Raw genomic sequence first — 23826 nt, forward strand, 5'->3', positions numbered from 1 at the left:
CCTCGCTCCTCCCTGTGCTGCTTGGCACAGGGGTCCAGAAGCGCCGCACCTGCGGCGCGGAAGGCGTCTTTCCTGTGACGAGCACAGGAGTGAGGGAGGGAAGGCTATGTCATACTGCAACCGCGCGACTGTTGAATACTGATAAGTCGTGACAACAAGACGAAGGGCGGGCAACCGCGTGGGAGGTCCTGTCGACCATGGATCACTTTGACATCGCAATCATCGGCGCGGGGCTTGCCGGCTCGCTGGCGGCGATCGCACTTGCCCGCGAAGGGCATCGCGTCGCGCTCGTCGGACCTCGCCCGGCCATCGCCGACGGCCGCACCACCGCGCTCATGGACCAGTCGATCGAATATTTGAAGACGCTGGATCTTTGGGATGAGGTCCAGCCGCTGACGGCGCCGCTTGTCGCCATTCACATCCTGGACGGGACCGGGCGGCTTTTTCGGGCGCCGCCAGTCAATTTCCGCGCCTCGGAAGTGGGCCTCCAGGCTTTTGGCTACAACATTCCGAATGCGCCCTTCCTCGGTATTCTCGAAAAACACGAAGCGGCCTTGCCGGTACTCGAGCGTGAGACCGCCGCGGCAACGAGCTTCGACATCGACGCCGCAGAAGTTCGAATCGGCCTCGATAGTGGTCGCTCGATCACCGCCGATCTGGTGATCGGCGCCGACGGGCGACGCTCGGCCGTGCGGGAGGCCGCCGGGATCGGCGTCCGCACCTGGTCCTATCCACAGGCCGCCATCGTCCTGAATTTCGGCCACGAACTGCCGCACCAGGACGTTTCGACGGAGTTCCATACGGAAAGCGGTCCGTTCACGCAGGTTCCTCTTCCCGGGAACCGCTCGAGCCTCGTCTGGGTGCAGAAGCCGCGCGACGCGGAGGAGACGTTGAAGCTTGCTCCTGACGTCCTTTCGCGCACCATCGAGGACCGCATGCAGTCGATCCTCGGCAAAGTTACGACCGAGGGAGTGCCGCAGTCATTTCCGCTTTCCGGCCTTTCCGCCCATCGTTTCGGCAGGGGACGCATCCTGCTCGTCGGTGAAGCCGCCCACGCCTTTCCGCCGATCGGAGCCCAGGGGCTGAACCTCAGCCTTCGCGATATCATGACCCTCGTCGATCTCATCGGCGCGCCAGCAGGCAGCCGCCTGCCGGCAGACACGGGCGACCGCTTCGACGGCCGGCGGCGCGCCGACATCCTCAGCAGAACGGCGAGCGTCGACCTGCTCAACCGTTCGCTGCTCTCGAATTTCCTGCCGGTGCAAGCCTTGCGCGCGGCCGGCCTGCATCTTCTTTCCTCTGCAGGTCCGCTACGCGGACTTTTGATGCGCGAAGGAATCCATCCCGGCAGCGCCCTGCAGGCGTTCAAAGAGGGGCTACGGGAAGAAATCCGACGGAAGAGCGCCTGAACGTATGAGATAAAGCAGGCCGGTTACCGTTGCGACCGAAAGCAGCGTTGTGATGAGGATGGTCGCCGATGCCCGCTCCTGCCAGACGCCATATTGCTGACCGATCACGAAGACGTTCGTCGCGGTCGGCAGGGAGGCAAGCAGCACGGCCGTCTGCACCCAGACAGGATCGTAGGCGCCGCCAAGACTGAGCGCCAGATACATCAGCAGCGGATGGAGCACGAGCTTCGCCGGAACGATGTAGCCGATCTCGGCGGGAATGCGCTTAAGCGGGCGCAACGCGAGCGTGACCCCCATCGCGAACAGGGCGCAAGGCGCCGCCGCTTGCGCCAGATAGTCGATCAGCCGCTGCAGCGGCAGCGGGGGTTCAAAGGCGAGAAAGGCCGCACCGACGCCGGCAAAGGTAGACAGGATGAATGGATGGAATGCGATGCGGCGCGCAATGCCGAGGGCGAGGAAGGCAGGCTTCTGCTTGCGGCCGCCCACCGCTGCCATCATCGCCGGAGCAACGGTGAAATGCACTGCATTCTCGAAGCAGAAGATCAGTGCCACCGGAACGGCCGCCGTCTCGCCGAGAGCAAGCAGCGCCAGTCCGGGCCCCATATAGCCGATATTCCCATAGGAACCGGCGAAACCCTGCATCGTCGCCTCGGCAACCGTGTTGCGGCGAAGGAACAGCCCTATCGCGAAGATCAGGGCGAAAATGACATAGGTCGTACCAACGCTGGTCAGGATGAACTCGCCACGGGTAAGCTCCTCCACCGGCGTGCGCGAGACCAGCTTGAAGAAGAGTGCCGGCAGCGCCAGGTAGACGATGAACGTGTTCAGCCAGCCCATTGCCTCGCCCGGATGGTCGACGAGACGCGCTGTCAGATAGCCGAGAAAGATGAGGCCGAAGAACGGCAGCACCAGGCCCGCAATTTCCGCCATGATCTCCCTCGCCGCGGCAGGAGCGCTTCCAGGAAAAATGCGTAGCGGTTTTCCGTTCGGAAGTGCGTCGTTTCAAAGACTTACAGCGCCTCCAGGAAAAGTCCGTCGCGGTTTTCCGTCCAGCATTGCGTAGCTTCAAAGACTTGGAGCGGTCTGGTGTTTCAACGAAGCACCGGACCGCTGTAGCTAAGCGTGCTTAGCCGATTTGCGACAGAATTGGGAAGGTCTGTTGGAACCAGATCGCGACGGAACTGACGAAACCGAAGAGGAAGGCGAGGCCGGCGGCGACGAGCAGTGCACCCATCAGCTTTTCGATGAGCCCCAGATGGCGGCGGAAGCGGGAAAGAAACCGCATGAAGGCGCCGGAAAAACCCGCCGCGATCCAGAACGGCACTGCGAGGCCGAGCGAATAGATCGCCAGCAGAGCAGCGCCATCGGCCACGGTATCGCGGGCGGCGGCCACTCCCAGGATCGTGCCGAGCACGGGCCCTATGCAGGGAGTCCAGCCGAAGGCGAAGGCAAGACCCATGACATACGCCCCCGACAGAGTCGCCGGCTTCCCGCCCTGGAAACGTGCCTCGCGGGCGAGAAGCCCGATGCGGAAGACCCCGAGGAAATGCAGCCCCATCACGATGATGATGATCCCGCCGAAGCGCGAAAGAAGATCCAGGTGCTGCCTGAGCAAAAGACCGATCGAAGAGGCCCCCGCCCCGAGCGCCACGAAAACCGTCGCAAAGCCGAAAGTGAAGAACAATGCCGCCGGCAGGACGGCCCTGCGCGTGCTCGCGGCGGCCACGCCACTTCCGTCCCGGAACTGGTCGACGGATACCCCGGCCATGTAGCACAGATAAGGCGGGACCAAGGGCAGGACGCAGGGCGAGAGAAAGGACAGAGCGCCTGCAAGAACGGCGGTCCAGATGGATATATCTGCAATCGACAAGGTATCAGAACTCCGGCACTCGGCTTGCCGCCTTCTTACCCGCATGTACGGAGTGAAACCAATCACCTTTTGGCGATCATTTTGACGCACCGAACCATGCCCGGCCGAAGATGAGAGCGCCGCACGGGCCGTTCTCTTCGAACCCATAATCGTTGCTCAGTGCAATTTTTGGGTTGACCGGCGCAAAGCCTGCGTGCATATGTCCGGCCACTCCGCCGGGCCCGCAGGCCCGGCATGGGAGCGCGTAGCTCAGCCGGTAGAGCAACTGACTTTTAATCAGTAGGTCCAGGGTTCGAATCCCTGCGCGCTCACCACGCAAAATCAAGCACTTAAAGACGCTTTTCCGATACGGCCGGAATGGTGGGTCGCCACACCACGAAGATTATCGCGCTGTACCCCCGGGGCGGAAGTGGAGGTCGACGGGGACATGAAGCCTTCTCACTTGAACATGGCGTGTACCACTGTCGGATCAGGTGTACTGGCCGCATTGCCGGGGGCGGCGAACACAATCATGCGGATCGAGCATCGCGCGGCTGCCAAGCAATCGGCATTGGACGCATCGCGTACGATGTTGGCGAAGGACGTCATCTTCCTGTTGGATGGTGACATCATGTCAGGCAGCGCTGGTGTCCGTTCACGCTCGCGTGAGAAGCCATGAGACTGCTCGTGCTGGCGGCTGTTCTGATCGCAGCGCTGCTGTTGTTCCTGCTGGTGTCCGGCTTTGCCGATGTCCCCTGTCAGGACGGCACTTGGGATCCGGATAAATACACCTGCGCACCGACAGGAGGGACGTCATGAAGGCTGCCCCTCGGCACTCGCACATGCTATAAGAGATCGATGACCGAAAACGAACAGCAGTACGAGTTTTCCGAATTCTCCGGCGAATTCGTCGACGACGACATCATGGTCACGATCGGCATATACCGCCCAGCCGGCACCAATGCCGACTGGACGCTCGAAGTCGTCGATCAAGAGGGATATTCGACCGTCTGGGACGATCAGTTCGCTACCGACAGCGATGCTTTTCAGGAATTCCTAGCGACCGTCCACCGCGATGGAATTCGCAGCTTTCTCGAGCAGTCGATACGCACCGTCCATTAGCGCCTGCCTGCTCGAGAGCCGGCAGGCAGCCCGGTCGTTGCTTTCGCTCTATGATCGGTGTTTCGGCATAGAGGCGGTTCCGCCCGGTCTCCCCGTGGTGATGCCGCCGATGTGATCATGAACCGGAAGATCGCGCTTGATGGAAATGTGTAAAACCGTTTATCTGCCTGTGAATTTTGAAGGAGGCGTACTGGAATCGCGGAATCAGACCTTCCTCACTGATGAAACCGCAGATAGCGTCTCTGCGTAGCTGCATTCGGGCTACGTCCCCGATTCCAAAGAAGGCAACTGGATGAGGGGTTGCCCCGCCATGGTGCGGGGCTTTTTCATGTCGGTGCTTCGGATCCTGCGAAAGTCGTACGCTGCGGCGGCATGCTCCTACCCAGCCCCGTCGGCACCAACGTCTATGTACCGCCCAATCGACCTGAGATAGGCAACGATCTCCGATTTAAGGAAATCACGATCGCCATAGGTCTCCTCAATCGTATCCAGCCTCCGCCTCACCTTTTCATAGTACGCCGGCGCCAGGTCCGCATCTCCGATAACGTATTTGTCGTGGCCAACGGCGCAGATGTCGCACCCGGTCTCGATGATGTCATCTACAAAGGATGGGATGTCGCTCGCCTTCATCAGCTTATGCCGGGTTCTCTGCGCCATCGATGTTCCTCCGCTTGCAATTCACGCGAGGAGCAGGCGGACGCCGCCATGCCGGCGATCTCGCAGAACTGCCTGCAATCGAACCGCGTCCGTGCCACTTCGTTCCTTCACCGGTTATGCCAGCCTTTACCACGCGCTGCCTTCCAGGAATGGCATGAACAACGCGGGACAGCGCTACGCCACTGCATCGAGTGCCCGGTCTCCGCCTTGGCGATGACATCGCCAGAGACGCAGGGATCTGGCCGATAGGGCCGTTTGTAACCCATATTGCTGAGGCCGGTAGGCATTGCGCCTTGCCGAGGGTTGTGCTGCTATCTGCATTCAACCGGAGTGCTGCTATGACCGACGCTGCGATGCCCGACGCTGCTATGCCCGACCATGAAGAGATCGGCGTCCCCTGCCCCGAATGCGGCCACGAGACCAGCAAGCCGGTCGCTTGGGTCAAAGCGAATGACGAACTCCCCTGCAGGAGATGCGGAACGCCCATAGCGTTGGAGAACGAAAAGCACTTGCTGACCATCGAACAAGTCGCCCAGAGCATGACGAAACTCAGGCGACCGCTTGAAAAGTTTCGCAGAAATGCTCGTGGAGCGAGGTGGCGGCGGTAACATTCATCCGCGGCATGGGATCCTTTCCGCCGGACGCGCTTCAAGGAAAGGGCTGGCGCCAGTGACCGACCCGCGCGACGGCGTCGGTCTTCACATGTTCCGGCTTCGGCGCGAATATCGGTGCGGGGCTCACCGACGGGAAAAAGAGGCGGTCAGGACCACGACCAGCCGACGCGTTTGACGGGCAAATCTGACTATCAGGAAATATATCCGCGAAGATCGTCTGAATAATCGGGCGATCGTCTGAAAAGGACTCGGACTAAAGTCCACGGATTGGAACCGCTTGCTTATTTCCCCGTTGAGTGACGAGTTCAACGAGAGGAAATGCTATGAAGAAGCTCGTATTTATTACCGCGACCGTTGCGACGGTTGCGCTCGTAGCCAGCGGCTCTGTCGCGCAGCAAACCGACGGTACCAACGCCGCAACCGGCATGGTCGGCGGCGCCGCGACAGGCGCCGTTCTCGGCGGTCCGATCGGCGCCGGCGTCGGCGCGGTGGTCGGAGCCACGCTCGGCGGTGCGCTCACGCCACCTCCTCCCGAGGTGGTCACCTATGTTCAGCAGCAACCGGCACCGCCATCGGTGGTCGTGCAGCAGCCGATTGCGGTCGGCAAACCCATTCCCGAAACGGTTGTGCTCACGCCGGTGCCGGAGAACCCCACCTATGCCTATGCGGTGGTCAATGAGCGGCGCGTCATCGTGGAGCCAAGGTCGCGCACGGTCGTTCAGGTTATCAACTGATCCCATGGCCGTTCGAACGCCCCGCGCCGGGCCGGCCCGCGTCTGCTGCCGGCCTGGAACTTACCAGCGACGTGCCCGTTCACTCGTGATGAAAGGAGTTGAGCGATGAACCAGATTATTTACCTCGTCGGCCTCGTTGTGATCGTCATAGCCATCCTGTCGTTCTTCGGCTTGAGCTGAGCTGAGGTTCGGCCCGCATTGCGGGCAAAACGACCCTGCTTTCCCGCAGCTTTCGCTTATGGACGGCGCGGATTTATTCGCAGCGGCGTACCGGAATCCGGGATTCAGACCTTCCCACCCGTTCGGCTCAGAGATAGCGTTTGCGTCGCAGTTCCGGTGGAGCTGCATCTTTCCCCGCATTTCGTTTGCCAAGCGGATGCGTGCCTGCCCCGCCATCGAGCGGGGCTTTTTTGTCGTCGGACTTTGGTCCCGGTGCCTTAAGGCTCTTGGCCGGCCAAAGGTCCGATACGCTGCGCCGCCCACTGCAGTATGGTTTGCATGGAACATTGCGGCAAACCATAGGCGATTGCTGCAGAGTGTCGCGAGGCCCGGCAGCCAGCCGCCGCTGGACGGCGGACCCCGCGAGCGGTCCTAGAGCGGCGTCCCCAGTAGTCCCTTCGGGCGCGCCGCTCTGGGGCTTCCGCGGCACCCGCGGATTCAGGCTCACCGTAAAGTCACGGTATATTTCACCCAGGTAACTCAACGTTACTGCGATGTGGCGGGTTATCACCAGTACATACAGGAACAAATCCTGCACTGTCTCGTTTTCCCAGCGTATAGCAAGGGAGTACGATAGATGAACGCCAAGATCTTCATTGTTACTGCGATCGCAACGGGCATCTTTGCCGCACCCGCTATTGCAACCGACAGCAATCAGGGTGCCGTGACGGGTGCTGCAGGTGGAGCCGTTACTGGCGCTATCGTCGGCGGTCCCGTCGGCGCCGCAATCGGTGGCGCGGTCGGGCTTGTCGCCGGTGCAGTCATCGCCCCTCCGCCGCAGCAGGTCGTCACCTATGTGCGACAGCAGCCGGTTCCCGCCGATACCGTTGTCCTGCAGGAGCGTATCGCCGTAGGTCGTCCGCTACCGCGGACCGTGGCTCTGACGCCCATTCCGGAGAACCCCTCCTATGCCTTCGCCGTGGTGAACAACCAACGCGTGATTGTCGACCCGAAAACCTACACGGTCGTTCAGGTCGTTCAGTAAGAGGCACATAGACAGAGGCACATGGAGCCGGCGGCGCCCGGGCACGGCGGCGCCGGCCGATACGGCGCCGTCGTAGCGGCGGTGTGGCGCATACACACCGCTTATCAGCAAAATCTGATTCTCATTAAAATGCCACTTCCCTCCGCATCGGAATCGCCTTCTATCGAAGGAACCAAGGAAACCATCCCGCCGTTTCCCAATAGATTCGCTTCCGGAGGGCTGCCATCATGTTTACCGCTTTGTTGATTGCCTCACTTGCGGCGCCTTCGAACCTCGTCTCGGCCACCGCCACGGTGGACGACCTCCAGGCCGACTTCGAAACTGCCGTGGCCTGCCGGCAGATAGACGGCAGGAATGTATGGAAGGGCGAGTTGGCCTATTACATCCAGTCCTATGTCTACGAAGGCAATGCGGCCGCTTCCGCTGATCGCGCCGACGTAGCCGATGCCGTACTCCCGGAAGACAACGAACCGGAAACCGTCAAGGAATTCGAAGAGGCATGCGCACTTGCCGGGTCGACCGGGCAAGCACGACGGTAAGCGCTGAGAGCCATTCCAGGAAAAGTGTGCAGCGGTTTTTTCCGTCCGGAATCGCGGCGGACAAATGCTCTAAATTCAGCCGGCCTCGGCACGACGACCCCTCTTGTCCGACGTTTCCGGCAGAACGCCTGTGCCGCGTGCGCTGCGCATTTTCAGCGGACTCGTCCGGTACTCGCGTCGGTAGGCGCGAGAAAAGGCCGAGAGGCTGTCGAAGCCGCAGCGCAGGGCAATGTCACGCATCGGAATGCCGGTATCGTGCACGAGTCGATGGGCGACCTGCAGCCTGAGGCGCAGGTAATAGGCGCCCGGGCTCGTCGAGAGACCCTTGGCGAAGAGCGTTTCGAGCTTGCGCTGGGACACGGAAAGCCGCCGCGCCAGCGCCGCCACCGTCATCGGACGCTCGAGCGTGCGCTCCATGAGCCTGATGGCCGCGGCAAGCTCGGGATCGCGCGCCTCAATGCGGCCGAGCGAAACGAAAGGCTGGACATCGTTGGGACTGTGCATCTGGTCGTAGACGAAAATGCTCGCGACATCCAGCGCGAGTGCCGGCCCCAGCCTCTCGGCGACAAGATGCAGCATCATGTCGAAGGTCGGCGACGCACCCCCCGAAGTCCAATATTTGCCGTCGATCACGAAACGGTCGCCGATCACGTTCAATTCCGGAAAGGCCCGGCTGAAATCTTCGAGCTCCTCCCAATGCGCCGTGGCCTTGCGGCCATTGATGAGCCCCGAACGGCCGAGCAGCCAGCAGCCGGATTCGACGCCCGCAACGATGTCGAAATGGCGTGCGCATTCCTGCAGAGTGGCCAAGAAGCGCTTACCGGCGTGCCTTTGAAGATTGAACCCGCCAATAATGAGAAGCAGATCTCCGACCACGGGTAGGGAGAAACTGCCGTTCACGGCGATAGGCACACCGCAGGTCAGCATCACTGCCTGGCCGTCGGCCGACAGCAGCCGCCAGCGGAACACCTCGCGCCCCGCCACCCGATTTGCAGCGCGCATCGGATCCAGGACGGAGGCAAGAGACATGATCGACGATTCTGGTAGGACAACCACCACGACCTCAATCGACGATTGTGCAGAACGGCTCGCATTCATGCGCATAACGTCAATTTTTATGCGTGATATGTCAATTCGCAAACGGTCGTTAGGGCATTATCGACCGGCAATCGATCTCTTTCGCAGGCATTTTGCAGGCCCGCGAAAGCGATGTTCCCCTTTTTCCGCTGCTTTCGGAAGGGCCGGCCGGAACGATCCGCCGGCCTCTTTTCTTTCCCTTGGAACGGGGCTCGGGGGCGTTGTTTTTCGCAGACTCGTTTCCGATATGTTGCTAATCTCTGCCGCAACAACAGGAGGCATCTGTGATGATCAGAAATGTGCTTGTTGCAATCTTCGGGGCTTCGCTGGTCGGGGGGACGGCCCATGCGGCCGACCTGGCTCAGGCACCGGAGCCGGCGCCGACGGTCGAGACGGTATCCAGTTTCGTGTGGACGGGCGGTTATCTCGGTCTGCAAGGCGGCGGCGGCTGGCTGAACAGCGACCTCAGCGTTCCCGGCGGCAGCGCCTCCGAGAAATTCAGCGGGGGCCTCTTCGGCGCATTCGCCGGCTACAATTACCAGCATGGCGACTGGGTCGTCGGCGTCGAAGGTGATGTCAGCTACAACTGGAACGATGAGACCGTCACCGTCTTCGGCGCGAATACCGACGTCGGGACGGATGTCTCGGGATCGGTGCGCGCCCGCCTTGGCTACACCGTCAACGACCGGACCCTGCTCTATGCCACCGGCGGCTGGGCAGTGACGCGTGGATTCGTCGACGTCGCCGGTGCGCCCAAGGAAAAGGAAACGTTCAACGGCTGGACCATTGGCGGCGGCGTCGACTATGGATTCACCGATAGCGTCTTCGGACGCGCGGAATATCGTTACAATGATTTCGGCGACAAGGATCTCGGCGGTGTCGATGTCGATCTCGACCAACACCAGTTTACCGTCGGCGTCGGCGTGAAGTTCTGATCGCCACAGGAGTTTGGATTGAAAACCCGGCAATCGCCGGGTTTTTTCTGAAGGCCATATCGGCTCTCACTTGAGAAGGCCATCAGGAGGCAGGTTGCGGAAGCGGGACGGGCACGCCGCAGCACGTCGGAAACGCTACGGGAGGAAGGATGGGAAGGTTCTTGGAGTTCCTGGGGGGCACGATCGTTGTCGGTACGCTGGTTTTGCTGGGGATGACACTCGTTCCTGCGTCCGACGTGAAAACTCTTGTCGCTGCCCTCCCCTGGGCCTTTCCGGCGATCGCCGGCGGCCTCCTCCTCATCGCCTTCGGCGCGATGGTCGATCACCTTGCCGCCATACGCTCGGCGTCAGAGAGGCAGGCCGATATTTTCCGGCAATTGCTTGAACGGCGAAACACAGCGAAGAAGGAATGAGTCGTCATACTTCGACGATCAGCAGCTCGAACGTTATGCAGACGGCGTTGACGCCATAGGCTATCTCACCCTCGAATACCGCGCGTTCTGTATCGACGATCGCGATATCGAGTTTCGCTTTTGCCTGACCGCTTTGATCCGGCGAAAGCGTCCCCTTACGAATAAGCAATTCCGAAGCGGCCGATTCCATGAGTTGGCCGTCTGAGAAGGTGCAGCCGACGAGGCTGCCGATGCCGTGCAACGTCGCTCGCTTGATCCCATGCTCGGCTGCCGTGCGCTCGACCGCCCGATGAAGCGGTTCGTTGGGCTTCAGCCGGCAGAGAACGGCCCGCCGCGAAGCTATGGCGCAGGTGGGATGGGGCACGGGCGTGAAGAGACGGAAGCAGGTCTCACCATCCTCCAACTGATCCATGATCGCGCCCGACACGATCCAGACTTCCGCCTCCACCGGCTCGGCGAACCGCGAATCCTTCGGCATGACGTGCCCGGCTCCGCGGAACCCGTCCGCGTGCCGCCAGACACCATGGCCGTGCAGGAACGGTTCCCCGTCGCGGCGGCCGACCGTCATGACCAGATCTTCGATAGTCGCGCGGCCCTCGGGCGTGTGTATGTCGCTGTACCAGGCAGCATGCCGGCCATCGTCCGAGAGGGTCGGTGTGACATAGGCAAGCGGCTCGAAGGCCCCGCCCCTGATTTCTATCACCGCGCTATCGCAGCCTTTTTCCGAGAGCGCGTCATGGACGGCATCGAGCACGCTCAAGCCGGGCTTGAAGGTCAATCGCATCTTCTCGGCGTGACAACCGAGAGAGATCACCCTCGGCGTGAACGGTGCGCCAGGCTGTCGGAGACTCCGCATCATCGTCCTTTCAGAGCCAGGCCGGCGTTTACGAATCCACCATCGACGGCCAGCACCTGGCCGTTGATATAGCTCGCCTCCTCCGAGATGAGGAACGCCGCGCTGGCCGCGATTTCATGCGACGAACCGTAGCGACCCTGGGGAATGCGCTCGTGCCATTGCGCACGCACGTCTTCCGTATGGACGGCGCGCGACAAGGGCGTGTCGATGGCCCCGGGAGCGATGGCATTGACGCGAATTCCATCCTGTCCGAGCTCGGTCGCAAGAATGTAAGTGAGCAGGTTGACCGCGCCCTTCGAGGCGCCATAGGCGGCGCGTCCCTTGTTTCCGACAAGGCCCGACACGGAGGAGATGTTGACGATCGCACCCCGCGAGGACGTCGCCAGCCAGTGACGCGCCGCTTCACGGCAGACGATGAACGTGCCGGTCAGGTTGACGTCTACAATGCGGCGGAAGTCGTCGACGCCGGTCTCGACGGCACGCCTGTCCATCGCGATGCCGGCCGAATTGATCACCGCCCGTAGCGGTGCGCTCGCCGCGACGGCCGCGATTGCCGATTCGACCTCCTTTTCATCCGTGACGCTGCAGGCGATTGCCTGCGCGGGATCGATATGGATCGCGCGGCATGCGCCCGCCAGCGCATCGGCATTGCAATCGATCAGATAGACCTTCCAGCCGCGCTCGTTCAAAAGCCTTGCAATTTCGAGGCCGATACCGGATGCGCCTCCGGTGATGAGAACGGATTTCGTTCCATCGCTCATGGGTCAGCACTCCTGCGCTCCCCACCACCCGAGCCGATATCCAGTTCGCCGCGCCGCTCGAGTTCCTCGCGGATCAGCTTCTTGGCGATCTTGCCATAGGCCGATTTCGGCATTTCGGACCAGAACACGATCTTCTTCGGAAGCTTGTAGCGGGCAATCTTCCCGTCCAGCCATTCCCTCAAGGCCGTCGCGTCCACTGGCGCGCCGCCACGTGCGACGCAAACCGCGATGCCGACTTCTCCCCAGACCGGATCGGGGACGCCGACGATCGCCGCTTCGCTGATATCGGGATGCGCCAGGAGCTTTTCCTCGATCTCGCGCGGATAGACGTTGGATCCGCCTGAAATGAACATGTCGGAGGCACGCCCCGTGATGTAGAGGAAACCCTGCGCATCGACATGGCCAAGGTCGCCCGTACGGAACCAACCGTTGCGAAACGCTTTCGCGTTGGCCTCCGGGTTCTGGTAATAGCCGGCAAACACCGCCGGTCCGATCACGCAGATCTCGCCGGTTGCACCCGCCGGGACCGCGTTGCCTTCCTCGTCCTGAATCTGCAGCTGCATGCCCGTCCGCTCGAAACCGCAGGTGCCGATACGCGCATCCGCGCCGTCCTCGAGGCTGTGAAAGGCGGGCGGCAGAACGGTGATCGCGCCTGTCACTTCGCCGAGGCCGAAATACTGCACCATCACGGCGCCGAGCTTTTCCAGCGCCCTCTTCTGGTCGGCACGGTACATCGGCGCACCGGCATAGATGACATAGCGCAGCGACGAATGGTCGTATCGGTCGACCGACGGGTCCTCGACGAGCAGCTTTACTATGGTCGGCACAGCGAAAAGGTTGTTCACCTTCCACTTTTGGACCAGGGCCCAGAACTGCGGAATATCGAGCTTTTCGGATGGCAGAAGGATCGTCGTTGCGCCCCTTGCAACCTGACACAGCTGATGAACGCCGGCGCCATGGGACAGCGGAGCAACGACGATCGACCGGTCCCGATGGGTCGTAGACGGAAAGAGATCGCCTATATGGTTGTTGACCACGAAAGCCATCTGCCCGTGCGTCAGCACCGCCGCCTTGGGGCGGCCGGTCGTGCCCGACGTATAGAAAAACCAGCAGGGATCGTCGCGATCGACGGCAACAGGCGATACCGATCTTCCAAGATTTCGAGCAACGATCGCGTCATAGTCTTCGCCGGCCGTCGACGACCCGATCGGGATGCATGATCCGATCCCTTTGCCTGCAGCCCGACATGCTTCGGCATGGTCCTCAAAGGCTGCCTGGAATATCACCAGCCTGGCACCGCTCGATTGAGCCAGATAGGCGACCTCCTCCGGCAGCTGCCGGAAATTCGTGGGGACCCAGACCGCACCCGCTCTGAAAGCCGCGAACATGGACTCGAACATCTGGTTGCAGTTGGCGGAGTGGACGAGAACCCGATCTCCCTTGCGGATACCGAACTCGTGGACGAGCGCGTATGCCATGGCGTCGACCCGCGCCTCCAACTCGCTCCAGCGCCACTGGCGAGCGCCGTGAACGACGGCGATATCCTCCGGATTGCGTCTTGCGGCTTGCGACAGGAAGTTGGCGAGGTTCATAACACGCGTCGAAATGGGGCTGACGCCGCCCTTGGGTTCGTTGCTCGTCATTTCGCCCGTTCCAGAATGGAGACATAGTTGGCAACGGCCGCGCCGCCCATGTTGAAGATGCCGGCGAGACCCGCGCCTGGGATCTGCATTTCGCCCGCCTCCCCAACGAGCTGCATGGCGGAGATTACATGCATCGAGATGCCCGTCGCGCCGATCGGATGCCCCTTGGATTTCAGGCCGCCGGAGGGATTGACCGGCAATCGTCCGCTCCTGGTGGTCGTTCCGTCTCGGATCACGCGGTAGCCTTCACCGGGTGCGGCCAGGCCCATCGCCTCGTACTCGATCATCTCGGCTATGGTGAAACAGTCATGGGTCTCGACGAAGGAGAGATCGTTCAGCGTGGCGCCGGCCATGGACAGTGCCGTCCTCCAGGCCCGCCGCGGCCCGTCGAATTCCAGCATGTCCCGGCGGCTGAGCGCAAACACGTCACTGACGTGGCTGCGGGCTCGGAAGGCAATTGCCCGCTGCAGTGTCGCGGCCGTGTCCGCGTCGGCCAGCACGAGGGCCGCCGCTCCGTCCGAGACGAGTGAACAGTCGGTTCGGCGCAAGGGGGGCGCGACGATCGGGTTCTTCTCCGAAACAGTATTGCAGAACGCAAAACCGAAATCCCTGCGCATATGCGCGTAAGGATTGGCGACGCCGTTCGCGTGGTTCTTGGCCGCGATCATCGCCAATTCCTCGGAACGGTCGCCGTAGCGCTGGAAATAATGCTGCGCGATGCGGCCGAAGACGCCGGCAAAGCCCCCCTCCACATCGCCTTCCTCTTTCCGGTAGCTGCCGCCCAGAAGAATGTCGCCGACCTCCGCCGTCGGAACGGCAGTCATTTTCTCGGCGCCGATAACGAGCGCGATGCGGCCGCGGCCAGCCTCGATGAAATCCATTGCCGTATAAATCGCCGCCGAGCCGGTCGCGCATGCATTTTCCAGCCGTACGGAGGGAACATGGGCAAGCGCCTCGTCGGTCATTCCGACCAGTGCGGCTTGAAACTCCTGCTTGGAGAATCCGCCATTCATGACTCCGACGAAGATGCCGTCGACATCCGCGGCCGACAGGCCGGCATGGGCAAGTGCCGGAGCCGCGACAGCGGCCATCAACGCCTCGGTGTCCGGGTAGTCGGTCTTGCCGAACTGGGAGTGGGCCCAGCCTACGATCTGCGCCTTGGTCATCTGGACAATCTCCTTTTGAGAGGTCTCGCAACGGCGGCTATGTGTCGCGTCCCGCGGTCGCGGAACTGCTCGGCGAGCTTGCTCTCTATGCGTGACGCTTCCTGCCTGAGAAGAGCCGCCAGCTCGCTCTGCCGCGGCTCCTGCATGCGGCTGTCTATGGCGGCAATGCTGATGGCTCCGGCCACGCCGCCGTCGGGATAGCGGATTGCGACGCCCACGCCCCAGGAATTGGTGAGGATAAGACCGGGATTGACCGCGTAGCCCTGCACGCGGGTAAGCTCGACGCGCCGGCGCAGCTCATCGGGCGCAAGCATCGGAAACTGCTCTTCGAGCACGGCAGCATTCTGCTCCAGCACGGATGAAACCTCATCGTCCGGCAGGGCGGCCAGCATGGCGAGAGAGCCGGCGCCGACGCCCAGCGGATGCACGAAGCCCGCCTGGAGCGCGTGGGTGCGGATCGGAAAGCTCCCCTCCTCCCGGTGGAGACAGACGGAGGACGCTCCTCGGCGCACGGAGAGAAAGCAGGTATCGCTGGTTTTCTGCGCAAGACGATGCAGGCTTTCCGTCGAAAGGCGCAGCAGCCCGTGCCGGCTCGACGCGAGCGTTCCGAGCACATAGGCTTCTTCGCCGATATAGTAGCGTCGGTCGCGGTCGTCCTGTTCCACGAGGCCGGCCCTGATCAGGGCGAGCAGGAGTCGGCGAACCGTGGGTTTGTTGAGACCGCTCTTCTCGACGATGGCGCTCAGAGACATGCCGTCCATCTGGCGGCCGACCAGAGACAGGAGCTTTGCCGCACGATCGACGCTCTGCGAACCCGTCATGTCTCTGTCGGCCAGATCGCCCATGTTTCAACGTACCCCCATTATCGTGCAGCTCTGGCCGCCATCGACCGGCAGACAAACGCCCGTGATGAATTTCGCTTCGTCGGAGGCAAGGAAAAGCGCTGCGTTGGCGACATCCCAGGCGTCGCCCATGCGCCCGCCCGGAAGCGCCGAATTGCGGGCTGCCACCATTTCTTCGGCGGAGGCGTATTGCGAGGAGATCTGCTTGTAGATCAGAGGCGTGTCGATCAAACCGGGGACGACACAGTTTGCGCGAATCCCCTGCGGCGCATATTGAGCCGCAATCGCGACCGTCGCCTGGTTGACCGCCGCCTTCGTCGCGTAATAGGCGAAATACGGATAGCCGGTCCACCGGATCCCCGCCAGTGACGAGATGTTGACGACGGCGCCACCGCCTGCCTCGATCATGTGCGGGATAACAGCCTTGGCGGTGCGGAACACCGAGCCGAGATTGAGATCGACGGATTGTTGGAACTGTGCCTCCGACAACTCGACCGGTCCGCCCATATGCGTGACGCCCACATTGTTGTGCAGGATGGAAACGATGCCGAATGCCTGCCGTGCGGCCGCAACGGCCGCTTCGACAGATGCGAGATCGGTGACGTCTGCGGCGATGGCTACGGCTTGCCCGCCTTCCGCCGCGATGATTGCCGCTGTTTCCTCGGCTGCCTCCATATCAACGTCGACACAGGCAACCCTGGCGCCTTCACGGGCATAAAGAACGGCGGCAGCCTTGCCGTTGCCCCAGCCGGGCCCCGAGGAACCTGCACCGAAGACGATTGCCGATTTTCCCTTGAGACGGTCTGTCACTTCGAAACCTCGGAAGGCGTCGCACGCTCGTGGAAGCGCGCCGCATCACTGCATCGTTCGGCGAACGGCCGCATGAAACGGCCGCCCGCCTCGTCATGCTCAGGTGGTCAGCCAAGGCTGGTGCCGACTGCCTTTTCGAGAATGGCCCAGGCCTCATCGCCGAACTTGCCCTTCCATTCGGCGTAGAAACCCGCCGATCTCAGCGTCTCGCGGAAGGCCGCCTTGTCCGGGTCGGTGAACGTCATGCCGCTTTGGGTAAGCTGCTCGCGTACCGTGTCGTTGACCTTGGCGGTATCGGTGCGCTGAGCGACGGCCGACTCCTTGAGATGCTTTGCCGCAATCTCCCTTATGTCTTCCGGCAGGGTTTCCCAGGCCTGCTTGTTGGCCAGCATCCAGAACCCGTCCCACATATGGTTGGTCATGGCGCAATGCTTCTGCACCTCGTAGAGTTTCGCGGTCGAGGCAATTGCCAGCGGGTTTTCCTGGCCGTCGACAGTGCCGGTGCTGAGCGCCGTGTAGACTTCCGCGAAATTGATCGTGGTGGGCGCGGCGCCGAAGGCGGTGAACATGGACTGCCAGAGCGGGCTCGGCGGAACGCGAATCTTGAACCCCTTCAAGTCCTCCGGCGTATTGATCGGCTTGTCCGAACTTGTGATCTGGCGAAAACCGTTGTCCCAGATCTTCTCCATGGGCACGAGGCCCTTCTTCTCGATTTCGCCGCGTGCATAGGCGCCGAGTTCGCCATCCATTGCCTTCCAGACGCTGTCGTAATCGGGAAAGGCAAAGCCGATGCCGCTGATGGCGGCGTTGGGCACCAGGGTCGACAGGATCAGCGGCGAGAGAGAGAAGAACTCGGTAGCGCCGTTGCGAAGCTGCGAAAGCGTCTCTGTGTCGTTGCCGAGCTGGCTGCTCGGGAAGATGTTGATCTTCAGGCGGCCGCCCGTCTCCTCCAGTATCTTGTCGGCCGCCTCCTTCAGGCGAATGTTGAGCGGATGGGTGACCGGCAGGTTGTTGGCCAGCTTATAGGTGAAATCAGCGGCATGGGCCTTCGTGCGGATCGAAGCCCCGATTGCCACTGCCCCAGTGCCGAGCAGCATCGTTCTACGGGTTATTTTCATCGCTCTGTTCTCCTCCTGATCGTCGATGATGAAATGTGGCATGACGGGCTCACAGCAATGCGAGCGAGAACCAAGGCACGGCGGCGATCAGCAGAAGGCCAAGCACCATCGCGCCGATATACGGCCAGATCGCTCCCATGGCCTCGTCGGGCGAAACGTTGCCGATCTTGCAGGCGATGTAGAAGCCGATGCCGATCGGCGGCGCCATCAGTCCCACGTTCATCGCGGTGACGATCACCATGGAATAGTGGACGTCATGGATGCCCATTGCGCGTGCGATCGGGAACATGATCGGCGCCAGGAGCACGATCGCAGGGAGCCCTTCGAGCACGCAGCCGAGCAGCATGAACAAGGCGATCGAGACCAGCATGAAGGTGAACCATCCGCCCGGCAGGCCGCTCATCATGTCCGTGAGTTCGAAGGCGAATCCGGTCTGGGTGAGCGCCCAGGCCATAGCAGCGGCAGTCCCGAGAATCAGGAGGATCGCACCGCTCATCGCCGCCGTCTCGACCAGCATCCTGTAGGTGCGCCGCACGCCGATGCCGCCATAAAGGACAGTGCCGATAAGGAAGGCGTAGACAACCGCGATCGTCGAGACCTCGGTCGCCGTCGCCGCACCGCTCGCGACCGCGCTGCGGATGATAAACGGCAGCACCAGGGCCGGCGCCGCGATCAAGGCTGTGCTGCCGATGCGTTTCAGCGACGGGCGCTTGACGCCGTCGACGTTTTCGCGGGCTGCCTTGATGCGGGCAAGTGCAGCAAGTGCGACCAGCAACACCAGAGCGATGGCAAAACCGCTGGTGAACAGTGCCGCGATCGAGACGCCGGCCACCGAGCCCAGAACGATCAGGACGATGCTGGGCGGCACGGTGTCGGCCATCGCGGCGCCGGTCGCCAGAAGCGCTATCATCTCCTTCGGCTTGTGACCACGGCGCTTCATCTCCGGAAACAGCGCCGGAGCGACCGTTGCCATGTCGGATACTTTCGAGCCGGAAATTCCGGAAACCAGGAAGAGCGACCCCAACAGTACGTAAGACATACCGGCCTTCACGTGACCGAGCATGGAGGCCAGAAAGTCGACGATTGCCTTGCCCATCCCGGTCGCATCCAGAATGCAGCCGAGAAGCACGAAGACCGGGACCGACAGCAGAATGAGGCTGGACATGCCCTCGTCCATGCGGCCGATCATGACAACCAGCGGCATCGATGTCGTGAAGGCGAGAAACAGAAGAGTCGCAATGCCGAAACAGAAGGCGATCGGAACGCCCATTGCGAGGCAGACGGCGGCACCGCCGACGAGAAAGATAAGAATGTTGCCATTGCCGAACGAGACAAGCACTGGCGACAGCAACCAGAGCGCCAAAGCAACGGCGAGTACGAACGCCACCGCCACCGCCACGTCAAATGGCTTGGCCGTTCTGAGCAATTGACCGGCGGCCAGGAGCAACATCAGGACCATGCCGACAGCAATTGCCGCGGCGCGATAGCCGGCCGGGATGTTCAAGGCCGACGAGGTAATGTCCATTTCGCCGGCGGCATAAGTGTAGGCAGCCGGCAGCAGGGCGAGAAGGAACGCCATGATCACGACCATGCCGAGCGTTTCGGTGAACTGCCGGGTCCTCTCGCCGAGAGCATTGAGGAGAATGGTCAGGCGCAGATGCTCGCAGCGATCGATCGCTATGGCCGACCCGAACATGGCCAGCCACAGAAAGGCGATGGACGCCGCTTCATCGATCCAGACGATCGGTCTCGACAGGCCATAACGAAAGACCACGCCGGAAAGCAGCATCGCGATGATCGCCAGAAGCAGAACGGCGGACAGCGCCTCGACGGGCCGCATCAGCCGCGAACCTGGTCGGGCCTCCATAGTTTCGGCGAGCACTGCGAATTCGGAAACGCCCTCCGTCGTGGTGGTCATAGGCCTTTCTCCCCTTTTGAACCGTCCGATCGCGTTACGCGCGCAAGTCGTGCGCATCACGGCGGATTGAACAGCGTCAAAACTCCTCCCCGGAGGTATCGTCCGAAACAGATGGAAGCATCAGATCGACATTCCAGATCGTTCGTCGCCCTCCACAGCGACATTCGGTCAGGTCCATTTTCTAGGTGAAAGGAACACACCAATCAACACGTTCGTCCAAATAATTGAGAACAAAAGATAATCTATGTTGCAAAAGGTCCATAATGTGAACCTTGCTTCATGGTCGAGCCTGTGCCCTATGGTCACCTGGCACCAATCGCCTCGCAGCTGCAACGGTGCGGTCGAGCCACTCGTGCTCGAGCCGGCGGGTCGCCTCCATGTCCTCCGACTGCGGCAGCCAGTGCTCGAGAATGCAGCTCATTTCGTCCGGGCAATGGGACAGGCAGGAGAGGATTTCCTCGATTTCCGCCAAGCCCTCGCCAAGCGGCGTGCCATGGATACGAAAGCCGACGCCGTAGGGATCGGGGGTAATCCGGTAGTCCTTCAGATGCAGGTTGATCGTATAGGGCGCCAGCATCCGGGTCGTCGTCATCGGCCACTCGCCGGCGCAAATCGAATTTGCGACGTCGAGGCAGACCCCGAGTGATTCGTCCGCAACAGCCTCCAGCAGGTCCACCATTCGCGGAGAGGGATAGTTGAAGTGGTTCTCTATGGCGAAGCGCAGACCGGACCGTTTCCCCTCCGGAAGTATCTCGCGGATCTGGGCTGCCAGGTCAGGCACGGGAATCCGCGCATCTGCGGCATCAAGCGCGACGCGAAGGATTCTGGAACCGATGCGCGCCGCAATGGGGATGTACCGGCTGAGTTCCTCCGCGTCGAAGCTCTGCGTGCCAAGCTCCAGCGCCATGCCGTAACTGTCGGCGCGTTCCCTCAGTGCCAGGTGTTGGGCAGGCGTCAGGCGGTCGAGCGGCAGATTGTCGGCATACTGGACAACGCTCAGGCCGTGAGCGTGGGCGATCTCCAGCATCTCCATCGCAGTCATCGGCTGGACAGGCTGCAGGTCCCTGATGCCGATCGACCAGCGGAAGGCATAGCTGCCCAATCCGAGCTTCATGGGCTCCTCCGAGGTTTGAGCGGCGCATGCTGCGGCGCCGCTTTCCCGATCAATGGATCAGTGATCCGCCGTTCACGTCGACTTCCGAACCAGTGACGTAAGCCGAAAGGTCCGAAGCAAGGAAAAGCGCGCAACCGGCCACGTCATCCGCAGTACCCGGACGCCCCATGGGAATGCCCGTCTTGATTTCCTCCAGTTTTTCCGGCGTCAGCAGGCCGCCCGTGATGTCGGTCGCGATGAAGCCGGGGCAGATTGCGTTAACCCTCACATTGTCGGGCGCCAACTCGCGGGCCATCGCCTTCGTAAGGCCGAGGATGCCGGCCTTGGCGGCAGAATAGTGCGGCCCGCCGAATATACCGCCGCCACGCTGGGCCGACACGGAAGAAAGATTGACGATCTTTCCCTGTTTGCGCGAACGCATATGAGGAATGACCGCCTGGCTGCAATAGAGCGTGCCGCGCAGGTTCACGTCGAGCACGGCATCGTAGTTCTCCGGCGTGATCTCCATGGTCTTCAGCGGCTGGGTGATCCCGGCATTGTTCACCAGGATGTCGATCCGCCCCCATTTCGATATCAAAGCATTCATGACCGCACGAACGCCCTCCAGCTCGGTCACATTGCACGCCATGCCGACATGTTGCGGGCCGAGGCTGGAGGCGGCCTCCCTGGCAGCAGCCTCGTTGAGATCAAGAATGGCGACCGTGGCGCCGTGTTCGGCAAAAAGCTTGGCCGTCGCCTTGCCCAGGCCGCGCCTGGATGCAGCACCGGTGATCACGGCGAAATTGCCCTCGAGTAGAGCGGTTCCCATCGAATTCTCCTGTTGTCCGGAAAGGTCCAGCGAGGGTCGCCGGAGGTGAATGCGTCGAAACGGCGCGTCAGAGCCAACTGCGGATCTTCCGCACCATCGACGCCGTCGAGATCCCGTAACGCTCATGAAGCGTCGGCAGCGCTCCGGCGTCGAGAAACTGGTCCGGCAGACCGATCATCCGGAATACCGGCGTCGCGCCGTTCAATAGGAGCGTCGCCGCCACGGCTTCACCCAATCCGCCAACGCATGTGTGATTCTCCGCAGTGACGACCAGCCGGCCGAGCCGTTGGGCCTCGGCAAGGATCGTCTCGGTATCGAGCGGCTTGATCGTCGGGCAATGGAGCACCGCGGCCGAGATGCCCTGCCCTTCGAGTTCGACCGCCGTATCGAGCGCCCGCATCGTCATGAAGCCCGAGGCAATGATCAGCACATCGGTGCCGTCCCGCAGAAGCTTCGCCTTGCCCAGCTCGAACCTGTAATCGGGGCAATGGCGGCGGATCACCGACGGCACCCTGCCGCGCAGGAGCCGCATATAGACCGGACCCGCATGGGCTGCGATGGCGGGTATCGCCTCGGCCACATCGATGGCATCGCATGGATCGATGATCGTCAGATTGGGCAGGCCGCGGAAGATCGCCAGATCCTCGGTCGCCTGATGGCTCGGCCCGTAACCGGTGGTCAGACCCGGCAGGGCGCAGACGATCTTGACGGGCAGATACTCCTCGGCAATCGCCATGGCGATGAAGTCATAGGCCCGGCGCGAGGCGAAGACGGCATAGGTGGTGGCAAAGGGAATGAACCCCTCGCGCGCCAGTCCGGCCGCCGCCGAGATCATCACCTGCTCTGCCATGCCCATCTGATAGAAACGTTCCGGGAGAGCCTCCGCGAAGACATGCAGGTCGGTGTATTTCGCGAGATCGGCCGTGAGACTCACGATCCGATCATTGCGGCGAGCCTCCGCCACCAGGGCGTGGCCGAACGGGGCAGAGACCGTTTCATAGCCTTCCGCCGCCAGCGAGGCGATCATCGCGGAGGTGCGTCCCCCCTCGCCGCTCTTCGGCGGCAGGCGCGGTTCCCATTTCCGGTGCGGGTCGTAGTTGCGAATGACGCTCATCGTTGTTCTCCTCAAGCCGGCCGGTTCGCGTCCAGGACGGCCAGCGCCTTCTGCCATTCGTCTGTTTCGACCCGGACGAAATGCGTCATCTCGCGTCGCTCGAGGAACGGCACGCCCTTGCACATCAAGGTGTCGCAGATGATCACCCGAGGCATAGCCTCTTCAAGTGCGCGGGCCGCGTCGAAGGCGGCCACCAGGGCGGGAATGTCATTGCCGTCGATCCGCTGCACATGCCAGCCAAACGCGGCCCATTTTGCGCCAAGCGGCTCCGAGCACAGCGTCTCGGTCGACTTGCCATCCGCCTGCTGATCGTTGAAGTCGACGATACAGATCAGATTGCCGAGTTTGTGATGAGCGGCCGACATTGCCGCTTCCCAGGTCGAACCTTCGCCCAGCTCTCCATCCGACATCAGGTTATAGACGAAGGCCGGGTTTTTCTTGGCCCTCAGCCCGAGCGCCATGCCGACGCCGATGCCAAGCCCCTGCCCCAGCGACCCGCCGGTGATTTCCATTCCCGGCGTATAGGCTGCCATGCCGGACATCGGCAGGCGGCTGTCATCGGTGCCGTAGGTCTCGAGTTCCTGTTCCGGAAGGATTCCTGCTTCGATCAGTGCCGCGTAAAGTGCAATGGCGTAGTGGCCGATCGAAAGCAGAAACCGGTCGCGTCCCTCCCATTCGGGTTCCTGCGATCGATAGGTCAAGGCATGAAAATAGGAGACTGCGAGAACATCGGCGATGCCGAGTGCCTGGCCGACATAACCTTGGCCCTGAACCTCGCCCATCCGCACCGCCTTGCGCCGGATTTCCCAGGCGCGACGCGCAAGACTTGTGTTCGACAGACGAACTGCCGGGCTTTGGCTGCTCATGGCTCCTCCCTTCATGTCGGCGTAAAAGACGCCCGCTCGGTAATTACTGAACTGGGCAGCGGCTGCGGGCAATTAAGGAAAACGAACAAGTTGTTAAGCAAAACTTAGGTGACGCTCCGATGAAGATCGGCGATGGTCTGGCCAGGCGGAGCGAGGAGGACGCTCAACTGCATGCAGTACGCCGCTGAAGCGAGTTGCCTCTGAACGATTTCCCAGGACGTCAATCGGGGGGGCCGGCTTCGTGCAGCAGCGGACAA

The 23826-nt window shown here is 61.9% G+C and carries 24 protein-coding genes and 1 tRNA gene; 9 read left to right on the forward strand and 16 right to left on the reverse strand.

Annotation, left to right across the window (positions count from 1 at the left end):
* Window positions 1–197 precede the first annotated feature (197 nt).
* Window positions 198–1409: a UbiH/UbiF family hydroxylase gene (locus tag SINAR_RS0118555; RefSeq protein ID WP_028000465.1), complete on the forward strand. Its 1212-nt coding sequence runs from the start codon at window positions 198–200 to the stop codon at window positions 1407–1409.
* On the opposite strand, the gene SINAR_RS0118560 is transcribed toward SINAR_RS0118555, so the two are convergent.
* On the reverse strand, window positions 1377–2339 hold the full coding sequence (locus SINAR_RS0118560) for an AEC family transporter (protein ID WP_028000466.1): 963 nt from the start codon (window positions 2337–2339) through the stop codon (window positions 1377–1379). The two genes, SINAR_RS0118555 and SINAR_RS0118560, sit on opposite strands and share 33 nt — an antisense overlap.
* Before the next feature lie 196 nt (window positions 2340–2535).
* Window positions 2536–3279, reverse strand: coding sequence for a cytochrome c biogenesis CcdA family protein (locus SINAR_RS0118565; RefSeq protein WP_028000467.1), 744 nt, complete (start codon window positions 3277–3279; stop codon window positions 2536–2538).
* Window positions 3280–3517: 238 nt separating this feature from the next.
* Between SINAR_RS0118565 and SINAR_RS0118575 the strand changes: the two genes are divergently transcribed.
* The 3 genes from SINAR_RS0118575 (at window position 3518) to SINAR_RS0118590 (ending at window position 4380) form a co-directional block, all read left to right on the forward strand.
* A tRNA-Lys gene (locus SINAR_RS0118575) sits at window positions 3518–3593 on the forward strand.
* A gap of 340 nt (window positions 3594–3933) precedes the next feature.
* Window positions 3934–4077 (forward strand): hypothetical protein, encoded by a 144-nt coding sequence (locus tag SINAR_RS1000000135530; RefSeq protein ID WP_084617508.1) that lies wholly within the window; start codon window positions 3934–3936, stop codon window positions 4075–4077.
* A gap of 39 nt (window positions 4078–4116) precedes the next feature.
* Window positions 4117–4380 (forward strand): hypothetical protein, encoded by a 264-nt coding sequence (locus SINAR_RS0118590; RefSeq protein ID WP_028000469.1) that lies wholly within the window; start codon window positions 4117–4119, stop codon window positions 4378–4380.
* 378 nt (window positions 4381–4758) lie between these two features.
* Here the strand turns inward: SINAR_RS0118590 and SINAR_RS0118595 are convergent, their stop codons facing one another.
* The gene (locus SINAR_RS0118595; RefSeq protein ID WP_028000470.1) at window positions 4759–5037 is read right to left on the reverse strand and encodes a Y4lK-related protein; all 279 of its coding nucleotides are present in this window, start codon (window positions 5035–5037) and stop codon (window positions 4759–4761) included.
* A 937-nt stretch (window positions 5038–5974) separates the two neighbouring features.
* On the opposite strand from SINAR_RS0118595, the gene SINAR_RS0118605 reads away from it, so the two are divergent.
* The 3 genes from SINAR_RS0118605 (at window position 5975) to SINAR_RS0118615 (ending at window position 8128) form a co-directional block, all read left to right on the forward strand.
* A complete protein-coding gene (locus tag SINAR_RS0118605) occupies window positions 5975–6385 on the forward strand; it encodes a DUF1236 domain-containing protein (protein ID WP_028000472.1) in 411 nt (136 codons plus the stop codon).
* Window positions 6386–7181: 796 nt separating this feature from the next.
* Window positions 7182–7589 (forward strand): DUF1236 domain-containing protein, encoded by a 408-nt coding sequence (locus SINAR_RS0118610; RefSeq protein WP_028000473.1) that lies wholly within the window; start codon window positions 7182–7184, stop codon window positions 7587–7589.
* Window positions 7590–7816: 227 nt separating this feature from the next.
* The gene (locus SINAR_RS0118615; protein WP_028000474.1) at window positions 7817–8128 is read left to right on the forward strand and encodes a hypothetical protein; all 312 of its coding nucleotides are present in this window, start codon (window positions 7817–7819) and stop codon (window positions 8126–8128) included.
* Window positions 8129–8203: 75 nt separating this feature from the next.
* Here SINAR_RS0118615 and SINAR_RS0118620 read toward each other — a convergent pair whose 3' ends face one another.
* Window positions 8204–9232, reverse strand: coding sequence for a GlxA family transcriptional regulator (locus tag SINAR_RS0118620; protein ID WP_028000475.1), 1029 nt, complete (start codon window positions 9230–9232; stop codon window positions 8204–8206).
* 260 nt (window positions 9233–9492) lie between these two features.
* On the opposite strand from SINAR_RS0118620, the gene SINAR_RS0118625 reads away from it, so the two are divergent.
* Window positions 9493–10140, forward strand: coding sequence for an outer membrane protein (locus tag SINAR_RS0118625; protein WP_028000476.1), 648 nt, complete (start codon window positions 9493–9495; stop codon window positions 10138–10140).
* Window positions 10141–10289: 149 nt separating this feature from the next.
* Window positions 10290–10553, forward strand: a complete 264-nt coding sequence (locus tag SINAR_RS0118630; RefSeq protein ID WP_028000477.1) for a Na(+)/H(+) antiporter subunit B — start codon at window positions 10290–10292, stop codon at window positions 10551–10553.
* A gap of 4 nt (window positions 10554–10557) precedes the next feature.
* On the opposite strand, the gene SINAR_RS0118635 is transcribed toward SINAR_RS0118630, so the two are convergent.
* The 12 genes from SINAR_RS0118635 to SINAR_RS0118690 all read right to left on the reverse strand — a co-directional run bounded on the left by SINAR_RS0118635 (window position 10558) and on the right by SINAR_RS0118690 (window position 23569).
* Window positions 10558–11412, reverse strand: a complete 855-nt coding sequence (locus SINAR_RS0118635) for a PCC domain-containing protein (protein WP_028000478.1) — start codon at window positions 11410–11412, stop codon at window positions 10558–10560.
* Window positions 11409–12170: an SDR family NAD(P)-dependent oxidoreductase gene (locus SINAR_RS0118640; protein WP_028000479.1), complete on the reverse strand. Its 762-nt coding sequence runs from the start codon at window positions 12168–12170 to the stop codon at window positions 11409–11411. Before SINAR_RS0118640 ends, SINAR_RS0118635 begins: the two co-directional genes overlap by 4 nt.
* Window positions 12167–13813: an acyl-CoA synthetase gene (locus SINAR_RS0118645; protein ID WP_028000480.1), complete on the reverse strand. Its 1647-nt coding sequence runs from the start codon at window positions 13811–13813 to the stop codon at window positions 12167–12169. The genes SINAR_RS0118640 and SINAR_RS0118645 overlap by 4 nt, the downstream gene beginning before the upstream one ends.
* Window positions 13810–14979, reverse strand: coding sequence for an acetyl-CoA acetyltransferase (locus SINAR_RS0118650; RefSeq protein WP_028000481.1), 1170 nt, complete (start codon window positions 14977–14979; stop codon window positions 13810–13812). The genes SINAR_RS0118645 and SINAR_RS0118650 overlap by 4 nt, the downstream gene beginning before the upstream one ends.
* A complete protein-coding gene (locus SINAR_RS0118655) occupies window positions 14976–15824 on the reverse strand; it encodes an IclR family transcriptional regulator (protein WP_028000482.1) in 849 nt (282 codons plus the stop codon). Before SINAR_RS0118655 ends, SINAR_RS0118650 begins: the two co-directional genes overlap by 4 nt.
* 3 nt (window positions 15825–15827) lie before the next feature.
* Complete coding sequence (locus tag SINAR_RS0118660) at window positions 15828–16631, reverse strand: SDR family NAD(P)-dependent oxidoreductase (protein ID WP_028000483.1); 804 nt, start codon at window positions 16629–16631, stop codon at window positions 15828–15830.
* 107 nt (window positions 16632–16738) lie between these two features.
* Window positions 16739–17749 carry a TRAP transporter substrate-binding protein gene (locus SINAR_RS0118665; protein WP_028000484.1) on the reverse strand — a complete coding sequence of 337 codons (1011 nt, stop codon included), beginning with the start codon at window positions 17747–17749 and terminating at the stop codon, window positions 16739–16741.
* Window positions 17750–17798: 49 nt separating this feature from the next.
* Window positions 17799–19667 (reverse strand): TRAP transporter large permease, encoded by a 1869-nt coding sequence (locus SINAR_RS0118670; protein WP_028000485.1) that lies wholly within the window; start codon window positions 19665–19667, stop codon window positions 17799–17801.
* Between the two features lie 277 nt (window positions 19668–19944).
* Window positions 19945–20781: a sugar phosphate isomerase/epimerase family protein gene (locus SINAR_RS0118675; RefSeq protein ID WP_028000486.1), complete on the reverse strand. Its 837-nt coding sequence runs from the start codon at window positions 20779–20781 to the stop codon at window positions 19945–19947.
* Between the two features lie 49 nt (window positions 20782–20830).
* Window positions 20831–21589, reverse strand: a complete 759-nt coding sequence (locus SINAR_RS0118680) for an SDR family NAD(P)-dependent oxidoreductase (protein ID WP_028000487.1) — start codon at window positions 21587–21589, stop codon at window positions 20831–20833.
* Window positions 21590–21656: 67 nt separating this feature from the next.
* The gene (locus SINAR_RS0118685; protein WP_028000488.1) at window positions 21657–22703 is read right to left on the reverse strand and encodes a transketolase family protein; all 1047 of its coding nucleotides are present in this window, start codon (window positions 22701–22703) and stop codon (window positions 21657–21659) included.
* Between the two features lie 11 nt (window positions 22704–22714).
* The gene (locus SINAR_RS0118690) at window positions 22715–23569 is read right to left on the reverse strand and encodes a transketolase (protein WP_028000489.1); all 855 of its coding nucleotides are present in this window, start codon (window positions 23567–23569) and stop codon (window positions 22715–22717) included.
* Between the last annotated feature and the right edge of the window lie 257 nt (window positions 23570–23826).

Source organism: Sinorhizobium arboris LMG 14919 (assembly GCF_000427465.1).
Taxonomy (GTDB): domain Bacteria; phylum Pseudomonadota; class Alphaproteobacteria; order Rhizobiales; family Rhizobiaceae; genus Sinorhizobium; species Sinorhizobium arboris.